This is a genomic window from Brevibacillus sp. HB1.3 (assembly GCF_013186635.1).
GTDB classification, from domain to species: domain Bacteria; phylum Bacillota; class Bacilli; order Brevibacillales; family Brevibacillaceae; genus Brevibacillus; species Brevibacillus brevis_D.
Window position 1 is genome coordinate 73364 of sequence record NZ_JABMIT010000008.1, and the last position, 12868, is coordinate 86231.

Consider the following 12868-nt stretch of genomic DNA (forward strand, 5'->3'; position numbering starts at 1 on the left):
TACAAGTGTTGGGGGAAGCCTTCTTGAATTCAAACCTATTCACACTATATGGTTACGCTCTCCTCGATCACCAGTTCACCGTTTGTCGCATCGAGACTGGCCTCTACGCCCAGAGGGAGAGCGATGTTGCACGCGCCATGTCCGATCTGAATGTTCCAGATGGTTGGCTTTCCGTACGGTACGACGATATTTTGAAACACATCCCAGACAGAGAAGCCTTCGCGCTTTTTTGGCTCACAATCGGTCCATGTCCCGATGACGACGCCCGCACAATCATCAAACAAGCCACCCTGGGCAAGCTGTGTCAGCATGCGGTCAATCCGGTACGGCTCTTCGTCGATATCCTCTAGGAACAACAGCTTGCCTCTCGTATCGAGCTGGTAAGGCGTGCCCATCAACGCGGAGACGAGGGCGAGATTCCCACCGACTACGGGTCCAGCTGCCTGACCTTCGACGAGACAGACGACTTCTTCCCCAGGGGGATTCATGATTGCTCCCAATGGCTCGGGGCGAGTCATGGCGCGCAGCAAATATTGCTTGGACCAGTCATCCAGTCCATGCGCGATGTCTGAGGTAGCCATTGGTCCGTGAAGGGTAGCCAGATTCGCACGCTGTCCGAAAACGGTATGCAGCGCCGTAATATCGCTATAGCCGATAAACAGCTTCGGGTTTTGGGCGATGAGGTCATAATCGAGCAAGGGCAGGATTTGCGGGGAACCGTAACCGCCACGCATGCACATGATCCCGTCCACTTCCTCGTCGAAGAACATGGCATTCAGCTCAGCCGCCCGTTGCTCAGGAGTTCCCGCCAAATACCCACCGTACGATTCTCGGCACGTATCCGATATTTTCACCTTGTATCCCAAACCTTGCAGCTCTGCCATTGCTTTGTTCAGCACTTCTTCTGTGGCAGGGCTAGAGGTTGCCACTACTCCGATTGTGTCTCCCGCTCGCAATGCTTTCCCTTTGTTCATCTTCCAGTCTCCTCCTCCGGGTTCTCTCCCCATTATCGTACATCTGTGTCAACTGGTGCATAGCCATTTTCGCAGCTTGCGACTTGCAGACGGCTGGCTGATTCCGAGCGCTTCCGCTACCTTTGTCGTCGTCTTATGCTGCTCATACGCCCGGTGCACAAGCTGGCGCTCCACCTCGTCCATTGCTTCCTGCATCATCATCACACGATTGACCTTGATCCCTTTGTGCTCCCTGTACTCTTGGTTATGTATATAACGCGGGATTTGCGCAGGCGTAATGAGGACATCGTGGGACGTGACGACGAGCCGTTCCACTACATTTTCCAACTCCCGCACATTGCCAGGCCAATCGTATTCACTGAGGATGCGATAGCAGGTGTCTGCGAGCTGTCTCTCCAAGCAGTACTTTTGCGAAAAGACATTGAGAAAATAATGGACGAGCACGGGTATTTCTTCCTGCCGTTCGCGCAGCGGCGGAATTTCCAATGGGACGACGTGAATGCGATAGTACAAATCCTCGCGAAACTTTCCTTCCTTGACCATTTGCCGCAGGTTTTTATTCGTGGCCGTGATCAGCTTTACATCGACTTTTCGCGAGACAGAGCTGCCTACAGGCGTAATCGTTTTTTCTTGCAACACATTCAACAGCTTCACTTGCAAGGATAGTGACATCTCCCCGATCTCGTCCAAAAACAGCGTGCCTCCGTTTGCCTTCTCAATCAACCCTGCCTTGCCATCCTTGAATGCTCCTGTAAAAGCACCCTTTTCATAGCCAAACAGCTCTGACTCCAGCAATGTCTCAGGGATGGCTCCGCAGTTGATGTGCACGAATGGTTTGTCCACTCTCGGACTGCACTCGTGGATGTATTTTGCCAGCACGCCTTTTCCGACACCTGATTCTCCTAGCAGGATCATGGATGATTCTACCTGCGACAGTTTTTTGGCCAACATGGCGACCTGCTCCATGGACTGACTGCGGTAGATCAAGCTGGTCTCTCCTTTTTGTCTGTTGTTCTCCTTGGTCATTTCACTTTGCAAGACCGTCCCGACGTACTTGACTTCATTTAATTCCTGCTGCAGTTGCTCCTGGCTCGTTATATCAATGAAAGTATGAACCACTCCGCTAAAATTCCCGTCCTGATCCCAAATCGGTGTACCTTCCACAAAAAGCTTGCGATTTTTTCGGGTGGTTTGAATCGTGTGTACCTTTTTCTTGTCGCGAATGACCCACATCGTGATCGTTGGCGCAAAATAGCCGAGGTGATAAAACTCCTCGATCGGTTTGCCCACCATCTCCCTTGGATCGATTCCGAAAAATTCCTCATATCGTCCTGAGCCATACGAGGTTCTGCCTTCTGCGTCTGTTACGTGCACGATATCAAACAGCGAGCCTAATAACGCTTCATAATCGACCATGGCGCTCTTTACCTCCCGTGCCCCCCGCCTCTTGTGGAATGACACGTACATAGCGATTCGTCGGCCTGCCTACCCCACCATAGCTGACATCCATTCTGACACTCCCGCTCTTCTCCAAATAGTCCAAATAGCGTCTGGCCGTCACTCTCGCGATCCCAACGCGTTCGGCCACGTCATCTGCTGAGAGCGGTTGACTCTCTTTCTCGATCTGGCGCATGATCTGCTCCATCGTGACAGCGTGCAGTCCCTTCGGTAGCACTGCCCTGGCTGGAGTGGTATCGGCTTGTTCCTTTTCCTGTCTCTTGCGGAATAACAGCTGGTCGACCTCATCCTGTGATGCGGTTCCCTCCCACTCAATCCGTCGGCGAAATTCTCGATAGTTTTCCAATGACTGCTTGATCCGTTCAAACTGAAACGGCTTGATTATATAGTCCATCGCCCCATTGCGCAGCATGGACTGGATCGTGGTTTTGTCCTTGGCAGCTGTTACGACGATGACATCCACAGCATGTTTGGCGGCGCGCAGCTCCATCAGCGCCTTCACCCCGTCCTGGATCGGCATGAATATATCAATGATCACCAAGTCAGGAGTGAGCTCTTTCACTAGCTTGAGTCCATCTGCCCCGTTGGCAGCAATTCCGACCACGACAAAGCCCGGGACGCGCTCAATGAACTGCTTGTTGATTTCCTGGACCATCGGATCGTCTTCCATAATCAGTACGCGAATGTGATCGTTATCCTTCTCCATGACTGTCCACCTCCCCCATCGGAAACGTTATGAGAAAGCTGGCTCCTTCTCCGCGTGCCGAATGGCAAACCAGCTCGCCTCCCCCTTTATTGACCAACTGATGCACCAGATGCAGACCAAGTCCACGGTGCGCACGTTCTTTCGTAGAAAATCCCCTCTCCAGCATATGTCGGCGCGTCTCTTCGTCCATGCCGATTCCATTGTCCTCCACCAAAATGGAGCAAATCTCTTCGTCTTGCTCGATACTGATCATGATCTCCTTCTCGTCACGTTCGATTCGCTCCAGTGAATCAAAGGCATTCTCGATCAGATTTCCCAGTATGAGCACGAAATTATGATGATCCATGTACGGCGGAAAACGTTCCAGATGACTCCTGCGATCAATGACAACACGAATGCCCAGCTCTCTTCCGCGACTTACTTTGCCGATCAAAAGCCCAGATAAGTTCTCATCCATGATCCTTGTTGTTAAAAAGGAGGTGAGCTCCTCCTGCTGCTCGTTGACCTCGAACAAATATGTGAGTGCCTTTTCATACTGATGGAGCTGAAGCAAGCCTGCGATGGTATGCAAATGATTCATGTGCTCGTGATTTTGTACCCGCAGTGCACCCACGAATTCTTTTACGCCTGTCAGCTCCTCCGCCATTCTCGCCACTTCTGTTCTGTCCTGAAAAATCGCAATGGCGCCGACGATCTTTTCCTCGACCTTGATCAGAAAACGGTTGGACCAGAGCAGTGTATTGCCGACGTGAATTTCCGTGTTGGTAAAATTCTGGCGAAGCTCCAACACTTCTGGTAATCTGGTGTCGTGCAGGACAGACCGTATGTGCTTGCCCAGCACCTCTCCTTCTATGCCAAAAATTTGCTTCGCCCTATCGTTAAAGATTGTGATTCGCTCCCGATTATCGATAGCGATTACTCCCTCATGCATGGCATGGAAGGTTGCGGTTCTCTCTACCAGGATTCGCGCGATTTCGTCCGGCTCCAAGTCGAGCATCTGTTTTTTCATGTGACGGGCCAACTGATAGGAGCCCCACACCCCGAACAATAAGGAGAGGAAAAAGGTCAGCGCGATATTGTTTCGCTCGCTGTACAAGATCCCCCAGACATCAGGCATGACACGTCCGACCACGACAACACCCACCTGCTGATGCTGGTCATCCATGATCGGCACGTAGGCCCGCAGAGCCGTTCCCATCTCTCCTACGACTTTTTGAAAATAGGAGTGCTCGGCATAGGCCTCATCAACCGCAGGGTCCATAAACACCGTACCAATCCGCTCATCTAATGGGTCCGAATAACGAACACGCTCCTTATTCAGTACGACGATATACGTCACATCATTGACGACGCGCAGGTTGTTGGCTGTCGGTTGGATCACCTTCCACCCGTCTGGTTCCTGAATGCTTTTTTGTACATTTGGAATCGTCGCAACCGTGCGCGCTGTGGTCATCAGCCGTTGTCCCAGTTGGGTTTCCGTAATCCGAATAATCCCTCCGGCCATGATCAAGTTTCCGATGATCAAGGAAAAAAGAACGATTCCGACGGAGAGCAGCATAATCTTCCATTTAATTGTTAAGCGTTCGAGCAGGTTCGTTCTTTCCTTTCCATTGGGTTTGCAACTCACTCACATTCATTCGACATAAGCAGGTGTTTAATAATGAAATCATTGGTAACCAGTACATTCATAGTCATACTCGGACTTGTGAGCGCTGTCATTATCGGCTTCGGTCCAGATCTCCTGATGGACAACAGAGGATACGACGAAGAACAGGCAGGGCTGTCCGATCAAATTATCATCAAGTTCAGCCACGTGATCGCGGAAAACACGCCGAAGGGTCTGACTATCGAACGTTTTTCCCAGCTCGTGAAGGAAAAGACAAACGGACGTGTAGAGGTGCAAGTCTTTCCCAACAGTATCCTTCACACTGAGAAAACCGAAATGACTGCTTTGCAAAACGGCGAAATCCAGATGATCGCCCCTGCATTCTCCTATGTGTCGAACACGATTCCCGAGTGGGCTGTCCTTGATCTGCCCTATCTGTTTCGATCGCAAGAGGACGTCGAAACTGTATTCAATGGGGAAATCGGCCAAATACTATTCGATAAGCTTGAAGATTCCGACATGAAAGGGCTGGCCTTTTGGGCAAGCGGCTTTAAGCAAGTGACAGCCAACCGCCCGTTGATTATGCCTTCCGATTTTGTCGGCCAACGTTTGCGCATCATTCCAGGCAACGTGATCGAATCCCAGTTTCGCACGCTCCAGGCAATCCCTGTAGGCTCTTCCTTCAATGAATTATACAGCATGCTGGCTGCCGGAAAAGTAGACGGCGAAGAAAATACGATCTCCAATGTGTACACCAAACGGCTTTACCACGTTCAAAAGCACATGACGATCAGCAATCACAGCTATTTGGGCTACGCCGTCGTGATTAATAAAACGTTTTGGAACAATCTCCCCGCCGATATTCAGCAGGCGATATCAGAAGCGATGCAGGAAGCGACAGCTTACAATAATCAGTTGGCTGTTTCGATGAATGACAAACAACTACGCTTGCTCCAAGAAAATGGGGGGATGAACATCCACGTACAGACAGCAGAAGAACGTGCGGCCTGGATCGAAGCATTGCAGCCAGTCTACGATCAATTCGCTCCGAGTATCGGAGAACCCTTGATGCAGAAAATCAGAGAGCTCCACCAACGCCGGTGAAGCTCTCTCAAGCAATCTCCTCGCTCTGCTCCCTACGCATGGGCAAAATGAGCGTAAACACAGATCCCTCTGACGTGCTATTTGCGAGGAGGAGATCTCCACCAAGCGCCTTCGCCATCATGCGAGAATAGGACAGCCCCAAACCGAGTCCACGTACTTTGTCTTTTTTATTGCTTCCCCGGAAAAAGCGCTCAAACACAAGAGACTGTTCCTTTGCGGGTATTCCTGGTCCATCGTCTTTGACGTCGATTCGTAAATCGGTGTCCGTTTCGTAGAGAGTCAGTGCTATGCTTCCCTTCCCACCAACAGCCTGTTTCGCGTTGTTCAAAAGGTTAATCAGGATTTGCTGGACACGGCCCGGATCGACATAGATCATTGTCTGCTTGTCCAGAACCCCAACGGTAAACGTAACGTGACCGAGGTCGTTAACAATCTGCCATTGTGAGGCGATCTCGCGGACCAGCTTGTTCACGTTTTGCTCTTCCTGACAAACGGTGATCGCTCCTACAGCAAATGAATTGAAGTCTAGCAAATCCTCTACCATTTTTTGCAGACGCTTGGTCTCCTTCAAGCAGATTTCCAAGAACTCCTTCTGCTCCTCACCGGAAACCACCTCGTCGTTAATTGCCTGGATCAATCCGCTAATCGACGTAACGGGGGTTTTCAACTCATGTGTCACCCCAGCCAAAAGCTCTGTTCGCATGCTTTCCAACTGCCGAAGACGGTCGGCCATTTCTGCAAACGTATGCACCAGCTCGTGAATTTCCTTTTCCTTGATCGTTTTATTGAGCAAGACGTCGTAGTTTCCTTCAACGATCTGTCGTGCTGACATTACCACATTTTGAATCGGTTCAGACAGCTTCCGCGCATGAAAATAAATAACCGCCCAGCCAAGCACACCCAAACTCCCCAGCATGATGACCAAATATTGGATTTCTTCTTTCCCTACCTTGATATCCGTTTCTGGAAAAAGCAAGATCACCTCGCCAATGATTCGGTTATTGAACTCCAAATTCTTCCTGATTACATACAGGGTCTCCCCTGACGGATGCCTCACTTTATCCCGCTTATCTGCCTGCTTCAACAACTCAGGTGCTGCCTGCTGCAAAAGAGGCGGAAGCTTGGTTGGCCGACTGTATACGACCTTTCCATTTACATCTTCAATGAACAAAATCAGGTTGCGATCCACACCCATAAACTTGCGCCGATTATCCAATACCTGATGAAGCTTTTCCCCCACCAAAATATTCCCAACATCATCGACGACTCGATCAGCTACTTCCTCCGCAAACAGTCGCGTGACCTCGATCTGCTTTTCAATCGCAGCGTACTTGATCCAATAGGCAGAAACAGCCCCAATGATGATTAATCCGATCACGAGGGTGAGTAGATAGCGTGTGGTCCAATAGCGCAGCAGCGATACGGGCTCATTGTTTTTTATAAACACAGAATTGATACCCAACCCCTCTTTGCGTCTTGATCTCGCCTTCCTGAACTGGCCAATTCTCCAGCGTCTTTCTGACCCGCTTGATCGCCAGGTCTACAGCACGGTCACTCCCACCATAGTCCATTCCCCATACTTGTTCGATCAATTGCTCCCGGGTAAAGGTCTGATTCGGATTTTGTGCCAGAAAAAGCAGCAAGGACAAATCGCGCGGGTGAAACGTCAGCTCGAGACCGTGCAGCGTCACGTGGTGGGACTGAAAGTTTATTTTTAAGCTTCCAAATAATCGGGTTTCCTGATCTTTCACCAAAATAACGGAGCGGCGCAGCACCGCATTGACTCGTGCAACTACTTCATCCGCGACAAAAGGCTTCGTTATGTAGTCATCTGCCCCTTGATTCAGTCCTTTGAGCTTTTGGTCTGTTTGACCGAGCGCCGTCATGATAATGACCGGACAGGAGCTCTTTTCGCGAATGTACTGGAGAATCTCCCAGCCGTTGCGTTCAGGGAGCATGACATCCAACAGAACCAGATCGGGCTTTTTTTCGTCGAAAAGCTCCATCGCTTCGAGTCCGTCGTTCGCTAGCCAGACCTCATACCCTGCCTTTTGCAAGTAAGCCTTTATCACGCGCGCTATCACCAGTTCATCTTCTACCAATAATATGCTTTTCATCTCTTCCCTACCTGATTTACAGACATATGATCATTCCTAATCGAGAATTCTCGCAATGGTCTCTCTAATCGTCTACGTACTTCTATTCTATCAGTTTACAACCTTGTATTTAAATTTGGCTGTGATGTTTTTGGAAAATAGGAAAAAAGCCTTGCATCCTGTAAAAAGGAGCAAAGCTTTTTTTGTGAGAGACGTCCTCACTTTTCGTTGATTTTACACGTCAAAATTGATGTCTTGATCGCTAGCATCGCCTTCGAACTCATAAATCGTATCGTCAGTATCGCTGTCGATGATTTCACCTTTAATGTCGGCATCTTCGAAATCCTTGTCGTCCCAGATATCTTTGATAATATCTTCAACGAGAGCTTCTACATCGCCATCGTCATCCAGATCCTCGAATTCATCTTGGTATTTATCCAGATTGATCTCGATTTCTACATCGATATCATCCTCATCGCCCTTCAGGGAGATACTCCATTTGAGGTCTTTGTAGTCATCGTAATCAGAGTTCAGATCATCTTCCAGATCATCCAGGGCATCCTGAATATCATCATCTTTTTTGTTACTGTTGTTTTTCTTGCTGTTTTTCAAATCAGAGATCTCTTTGTTCAGGCTATCGATGGTGTTTTGCAGGCTTCTGATTTGAGCATCACGTGCAGCCAACTCGTTTGCGTGTTGGGAGTTAGGCAAGTCTTTTACCGTAATGGTGTACTTCGCGCCATCCCATGCTACATCCTTGCTGAATACTCCAGCCATCATGCGAAGTGGAATGTACGTGGTTCCGTTTACGATGAATGGTTCGATTGTTGTTGGAACAGCTGCACCGTTATAAATAACTTTAATGTTGTTGTACTTAGCTTGCAGATTCTTCGTTCCAGTCGCCGCTTGAGAGCTCGTCGGAATAAGTGTGGTAGTCAGAATCAACGCTGAGGCAATCGCCAGATATTGCTTCTTGAACATAGAAAATCCTCCATTCTCCCGGTTGTCTATTTCTTTCGTGTCACTATGTACCTCTCTTACTTTACCTATCGTTCGTGTCGAGAGTATGTCAATCACTGATTTTCCCTTTCCAATTTAAGGGGATTTCTATGACCAAAATGACCAAAACAACCAATATGACCGCATCATTTTCAATTTTTCTCACCATCTATACAATGCGAAAGAGAGGGAATAAAGCGCTTTCAATTCTTGGAGGAGGAATGGATTCGATGCGGATCAATTTTAAAAATCTGACCGTACAGGTCGTTATTGCCATCATTCTCGGTATCGTAGTTGGTCATTTTGCACCCAAATTCGGCGCAGAGCTGAAAGTGTTGGCCGATATTTTTGTCAAACTGATCAAAATGGTCATTCCACCGATTGTCTTCTTCACCGTAGTGAATGGAATCGCCAGTATGGGGGACATGAAAAAGGTCGGTAAGATCGGCGGTAAAGCGCTACTCTATTTTGAAATCGTTACCACAATCGCATTGGCGATCGGACTGTTGGTTGTCAACTTGATCAAGCCTGGAGCAGGCTTTGACAAAACAGGACTGACCAGTGGGGACGTCTCCAAGTATACGGAGGCTGCTGCTCAGAGTAACAACGGTTTTATTGATTTTATTACGGGGATTATCCCGGAAAACGTCGTCGGGGCTATGGCAAAGGGAGAGCTGTTACCCATTCTGTTCTTCGCTGTCCTGTTTGGTCTCTCACTCGCTGCCATGGGGCAAGCGTCCCAGCCTGTCATCAAGCTGTTTGACAAGCTGACACACGGTTTTTTTGGTGTCGTCAACATGATCATGAAGGTTTCTCCAATCGCTGCATTTGGAGCGATGGCGTACACGATTGGCAAATTCGGCATCGGGTCGCTGACCAGACTGGGCCTTTTGATGACGGCTGTCTACATCACGATGTTTTTGTTCATTATTCTCGTACTGGGCGGGATCGCGCGCTACTACAAATTCAGCATCTTCTCGTTTATCAAATACATTCGGGAGGAAATCCTGCTCGTGCTCGGAACATCCTCCTCAGAGTCCGCACTTCCGAGAATGATGGACCGGCTGGAGAAGTACGGGTGCTCCAAATCCGTTGTCGGTCTGGTCGTACCGACGGGCTACTCGTTTAATCTGGATGGCACCTCCATCTATTTATCTATGGCTGCCATTTTTATCGCCCAGGCATATGGCATCGAGCTTAGCTTTTGGGAACAGATCACGCTTTTAGGAATCCTGATGATTACGTCAAAAGGGGCTGCCGGTGTCACTGGTTCTGGTTTCATTACACTCGCCGCTACCTTGGCCGCCTTCCCTGTCATTCCGGTCGAAGGCATTGCCCTCTTGCTCGGCGTTGATCGATTCATGTCAGAAGCTCGTGCCATCACGAATCTGATCGGAAATGGCGTAGCTGCCGTAGTCATAGCCAAGCATGAAAATGAGTTCCATCCGGGACGCGTCCAGCAAACAGATGAAACGGCCATCGAGTCGGACAACGAGTCAGAAGCAAAACCGATCATGGCCTAGTCCCTACAAAAAAGAGGTTCTCCGATTGGGAGAGAACCTCTTTTTGCTTTAGTCATTCGGCCATGTTTTGCGAAGCTCAACCTCAAATTGGCGCAGGTGATTAATTCGCTTCTGTGCTGCCTGATATTCCTCCTGCCAGCCGTCTTTCTCGCGTTCTCTGATCAGCTCCGCCTTTTTCTCCAGCTCCCTTACCTCATTGCGCAATGCGATCACGATGTCCAATAGCTCATCCATCTCCATGGACCGCATGTCTTGAATAAAGACCCATTCCGCTTCTGTTAATCGATACTGTTTGTTCGCCATGATTCATCATCCTTACAATAACCTCTATCGAAGCCCACTCCTAGAGGAGCAACGGCGTTTTAGAGGATAGTTAATATTCGCACCCATTTATAAGTGTGTCATTTTTGAATAAAAATGTTTCATTTTAAAGAAAAACGATGTCGTTTCGTGTATAATTGTTGTTGTAGGTATGAATGTCGACAATAATCCGCACAACAGGGGGGATTATTACTAAAATATCACCGGGATGGAGATAATTCCAAATAATTATTGACGACTTGTTGCTCACTGGGAAAAAGAGCAGCTATCTATGCCAATACAATGTTTTGCGTGAAGGAGGATTTTACATGTTCTCTATTAGAGAATCAGATTTGCCTGGAATCGGCAGGAAGTACCAGGTCGAGACCAGGAGTGGCGACAAGCTGGTTATCGTCATTCACGATGACGGCCGCCGGGAAATGTACCACTTTGACCGTGATGATATAGACGAAACACTCTCCATGGTTACCCTTGACGATGATGAGGCGAGACAAATTGCTGCCATCGTAGGCGGCTTGACGTACAAACCATCTGCACTGGAAACAGTCGAGGTTGCGTTAGACAAACTCATGATCGAGTGGTACAAGATGGAATCGAACGCTCCTGCCATTGGCAAGACGATCGGGGAACTCAATATTCGTCAAGAAACAGGCGCTACGATCATCGCCGTTATCGAAAAAGACCATAATCAAACGATTAATCCCGGCCCCGAGTATGTCCTTTGTACAGGATCTACATTGGTCGTTGCAGGTGAACGGAAGCAGGTGAAGGCTCTCAAGACTATTCTCAGCAACGGAGGTGAGTGATATTGGAGCACATCGTTTTTGAAGTCGGTCTTGCCCTCGCACTCATAGCAATCGCGGGGTTTCTCTCCATGAAGTTAAAATTCTCCATCGTACCCTTCTACATTCTTGTCGGGATGATCGTGGGTCCACACGCTCCCGACATCGGTTTGTTTGATCTCCGCTTTATTTCAAGCGCCCCGCTCATCGAATTTATGGGCAGACTTGGCGTACTCTTCCTGTTGTTTTACCTCGGACTTGAATTTTCAGTAGGCCGCCTGATCAAGGCTGGTCGATCTATTGCCATTGGCGGTACCATTTACATTGTGATCAACTTTACCCTCGGCCTCTTGTTTGGTTGGGCCGCTGGATTTCCACTTAAAGAAGTTTTGATTATCGCAGGTATTACCACTATTTCCTCCAGTGCCATTGTGGCAAAAGTACTGGTGGATCTCAAACGTACAGCAAATCGCGAAACAGAGATGATCTTGGGGATCATCATGTTCGAAGACATATTCTTGGCCGTCTATATCTCGATTGTGTCCGGCTTGGTGTTAAGTGGTGCAACTTCTCTTGCTGGCGTACTCTCATCCGCATTGATTGCACTCGGCTACATGCTCCTCCTCATTATCGTAGGCCGCAAGCTCGTTCCTTTCCTGAATCGGGCATTGAACATCAAATCAAACGAAGTGTTTATGATTACAGTGTTTGCCGCTTTGTTTCTGATTGCGGGTTTTTCCGAAACGATCCATGTTGCCGAAGCCATCGGAGCATTACTCGTGGGTCTCGTCTTGGCAGAAACACAACACATGAAGCGCATCGAGCATCTCATCCTGCCGTTTCGTGACTTCTTCGGGGCCATGTTCTTCTTCAGCTTTGGTTTGACAATTGATCCATTGTCATTAGGTGGAGCCGTATGGTTGTCCATTGGCGCAGTTGCCCTTACCCTTTTCGGTAACGTTGTCGCCGGGCTTTTGGCTGGGCGAAGTGCCGGGTTGCCTCCGAAGGCTTCTACGAATATTGGACTGACCATCGTATCTCGCGGTGAGTTCTCCATCATCATGGCTAATCTCGGAAAAGCGGGCGCACTCATGGAAATTTTGCAACCATTTGCGGCTCTTTACGTTTTGATACTCGCGATTTTAGGTCCTTTGCTGACCAAGGAATCCAAGCATATTTACAAGCTGCTCAATGCTGTGTTTCGTCTGGATCGAAAGACACCCGTCAAAGAACCAGCAAACAAAGCAGACGCTGGATAATCAGAGAGACATGACTACCGACAGCAAAAATACCTGCTGT

12 protein-coding genes are annotated in these 12868 nt (G+C 48.8%); 4 read left to right on the top strand and 8 right to left on the bottom strand.

Features of this window, described 5'->3' with window-relative positions; all coding sequences use genetic code 11:
• Positions 1-44: 44 nt before the first annotated feature.
• The 4 genes from HPY31_RS18875 to HPY31_RS18890 are packed head-to-tail and all read right to left on the bottom strand — an operon-like array spanning position 45 to position 4696.
• Positions 45-974 (bottom strand): S66 peptidase family protein, encoded by a 930-nt coding sequence (locus HPY31_RS18875; protein ID WP_172141975.1) that lies wholly within the window; start codon positions 972-974, stop codon positions 45-47.
• A 48-nt stretch (positions 975-1022) separates the two neighbouring features.
• A complete protein-coding gene (locus HPY31_RS18880) occupies positions 1023-2390 on the bottom strand; it encodes a sigma-54 interaction domain-containing protein (RefSeq protein WP_172141976.1) in 1368 nt (455 codons plus the stop codon).
• Positions 2377-3138, bottom strand: a complete 762-nt coding sequence (locus HPY31_RS18885; RefSeq protein ID WP_172141977.1) for a response regulator — start codon at positions 3136-3138, stop codon at positions 2377-2379. The genes HPY31_RS18880 and HPY31_RS18885 overlap by 14 nt, the downstream gene beginning before the upstream one ends.
• Entirely contained in the window at positions 3125-4696 is a 1572-nt protein-coding gene (locus tag HPY31_RS18890; RefSeq protein ID WP_172142159.1) for an ATP-binding protein, read from the bottom strand. Before HPY31_RS18890 ends, HPY31_RS18885 begins: the two co-directional genes overlap by 14 nt.
• Positions 4697-4798: 102 nt before the next feature.
• Between HPY31_RS18890 and HPY31_RS18895 the strand changes: the two genes are divergently transcribed.
• A complete protein-coding gene (locus tag HPY31_RS18895) occupies positions 4799-5848 on the top strand; it encodes a DctP family TRAP transporter solute-binding subunit (RefSeq protein ID WP_172141978.1) in 1050 nt (349 codons plus the stop codon).
• A 7-nt stretch (positions 5849-5855) separates the two neighbouring features.
• On the opposite strand, the gene HPY31_RS18900 is transcribed toward HPY31_RS18895, so the two are convergent.
• From HPY31_RS18900 to HPY31_RS18910, 3 genes are all read right to left on the bottom strand, one after another.
• Positions 5856-7310 (bottom strand): HAMP domain-containing sensor histidine kinase, encoded by a 1455-nt coding sequence (locus HPY31_RS18900; RefSeq protein WP_172141979.1) that lies wholly within the window; start codon positions 7308-7310, stop codon positions 5856-5858.
• Positions 7276-7965 carry a response regulator transcription factor gene (locus HPY31_RS18905; protein WP_172141980.1) on the bottom strand — a complete coding sequence of 230 codons (690 nt, stop codon included), beginning with the start codon at positions 7963-7965 and terminating at the stop codon, positions 7276-7278. Before HPY31_RS18905 ends, HPY31_RS18900 begins: the two co-directional genes overlap by 35 nt.
• 213 nt (positions 7966-8178) lie before the next feature.
• Positions 8179-8925 (bottom strand): stalk domain-containing protein, encoded by a 747-nt coding sequence (locus tag HPY31_RS18910; RefSeq protein ID WP_172141981.1) that lies wholly within the window; start codon positions 8923-8925, stop codon positions 8179-8181.
• A gap of 248 nt (positions 8926-9173) precedes the next feature.
• On the opposite strand from HPY31_RS18910, the gene HPY31_RS18915 reads away from it, so the two are divergent.
• Complete coding sequence (locus tag HPY31_RS18915; protein WP_172141982.1) at positions 9174-10466, top strand: dicarboxylate/amino acid:cation symporter; 1293 nt, start codon at positions 9174-9176, stop codon at positions 10464-10466.
• Positions 10467-10514: 48 nt separating this feature from the next.
• Here the strand turns inward: HPY31_RS18915 and HPY31_RS18920 are convergent, their stop codons facing one another.
• Positions 10515-10769: a hypothetical protein gene (locus HPY31_RS18920; RefSeq protein ID WP_012684992.1), complete on the bottom strand. Its 255-nt coding sequence runs from the start codon at positions 10767-10769 to the stop codon at positions 10515-10517.
• 326 nt (positions 10770-11095) lie between these two features.
• Here HPY31_RS18920 and HPY31_RS18925 point away from each other — a divergent pair, with 326 nt between their 5' ends.
• Together HPY31_RS18925 and HPY31_RS18930 are read left to right on the top strand one after the other, a co-directional pair.
• Positions 11096-11593 (top strand): cation:proton antiporter regulatory subunit, encoded by a 498-nt coding sequence (locus HPY31_RS18925; protein ID WP_016741783.1) that lies wholly within the window; start codon positions 11096-11098, stop codon positions 11591-11593.
• A 2-nt stretch (positions 11594-11595) separates the two neighbouring features.
• Positions 11596-12828, top strand: a complete 1233-nt coding sequence (locus HPY31_RS18930) for a cation:proton antiporter (protein ID WP_172141983.1) — start codon at positions 11596-11598, stop codon at positions 12826-12828.
• Positions 12829-12868: the final 40 nt, after the last annotated feature.

Excerpts from the sequence above, each read along its gene's own strand:
- HPY31_RS18875 (WP_172141975.1), bottom strand. The coding sequence starts at position 974 with ATGAACAAAGGGAAAGCATTGCGAGCGGGAGACACAATCGGAGTAGTG.
- HPY31_RS18880 (WP_172141976.1), bottom strand. The coding sequence starts at position 2,390 with ATGGTCGATTATGAAGCGTTATTAGGCTCGCTGTTTGATATCGTGCAC.
- HPY31_RS18885 (WP_172141977.1), bottom strand. The coding sequence starts at position 3,138 with ATGGAGAAGGATAACGATCACATTCGCGTACTGATTATGGAAGACGAT.
- HPY31_RS18890 (WP_172142159.1), bottom strand. The coding sequence starts at position 4,696 with ATGCTGCTCTCCGTCGGAATCGTTCTTTTTTCCTTGATCATCGGAAAC.
- HPY31_RS18895 (WP_172141978.1), top strand. The coding sequence starts at position 4,799 with ATGAAATCATTGGTAACCAGTACATTCATAGTCATACTCGGACTTGTG.
- HPY31_RS18905 (WP_172141980.1), bottom strand. The coding sequence starts at position 7,965 with ATGAAAAGCATATTATTGGTAGAAGATGAACTGGTGATAGCGCGCGTG.
- HPY31_RS18910 (WP_172141981.1), bottom strand. The coding sequence starts at position 8,925 with ATGTTCAAGAAGCAATATCTGGCGATTGCCTCAGCGTTGATTCTGACT.
- HPY31_RS18915 (WP_172141982.1), top strand. The coding sequence starts at position 9,174 with ATGCGGATCAATTTTAAAAATCTGACCGTACAGGTCGTTATTGCCATC.
- HPY31_RS18920 (WP_012684992.1), bottom strand. The coding sequence starts at position 10,769 with ATGGCGAACAAACAGTATCGATTAACAGAAGCGGAATGGGTCTTTATT.
- HPY31_RS18925 (WP_016741783.1), top strand. The coding sequence starts at position 11,096 with ATGTTCTCTATTAGAGAATCAGATTTGCCTGGAATCGGCAGGAAGTAC.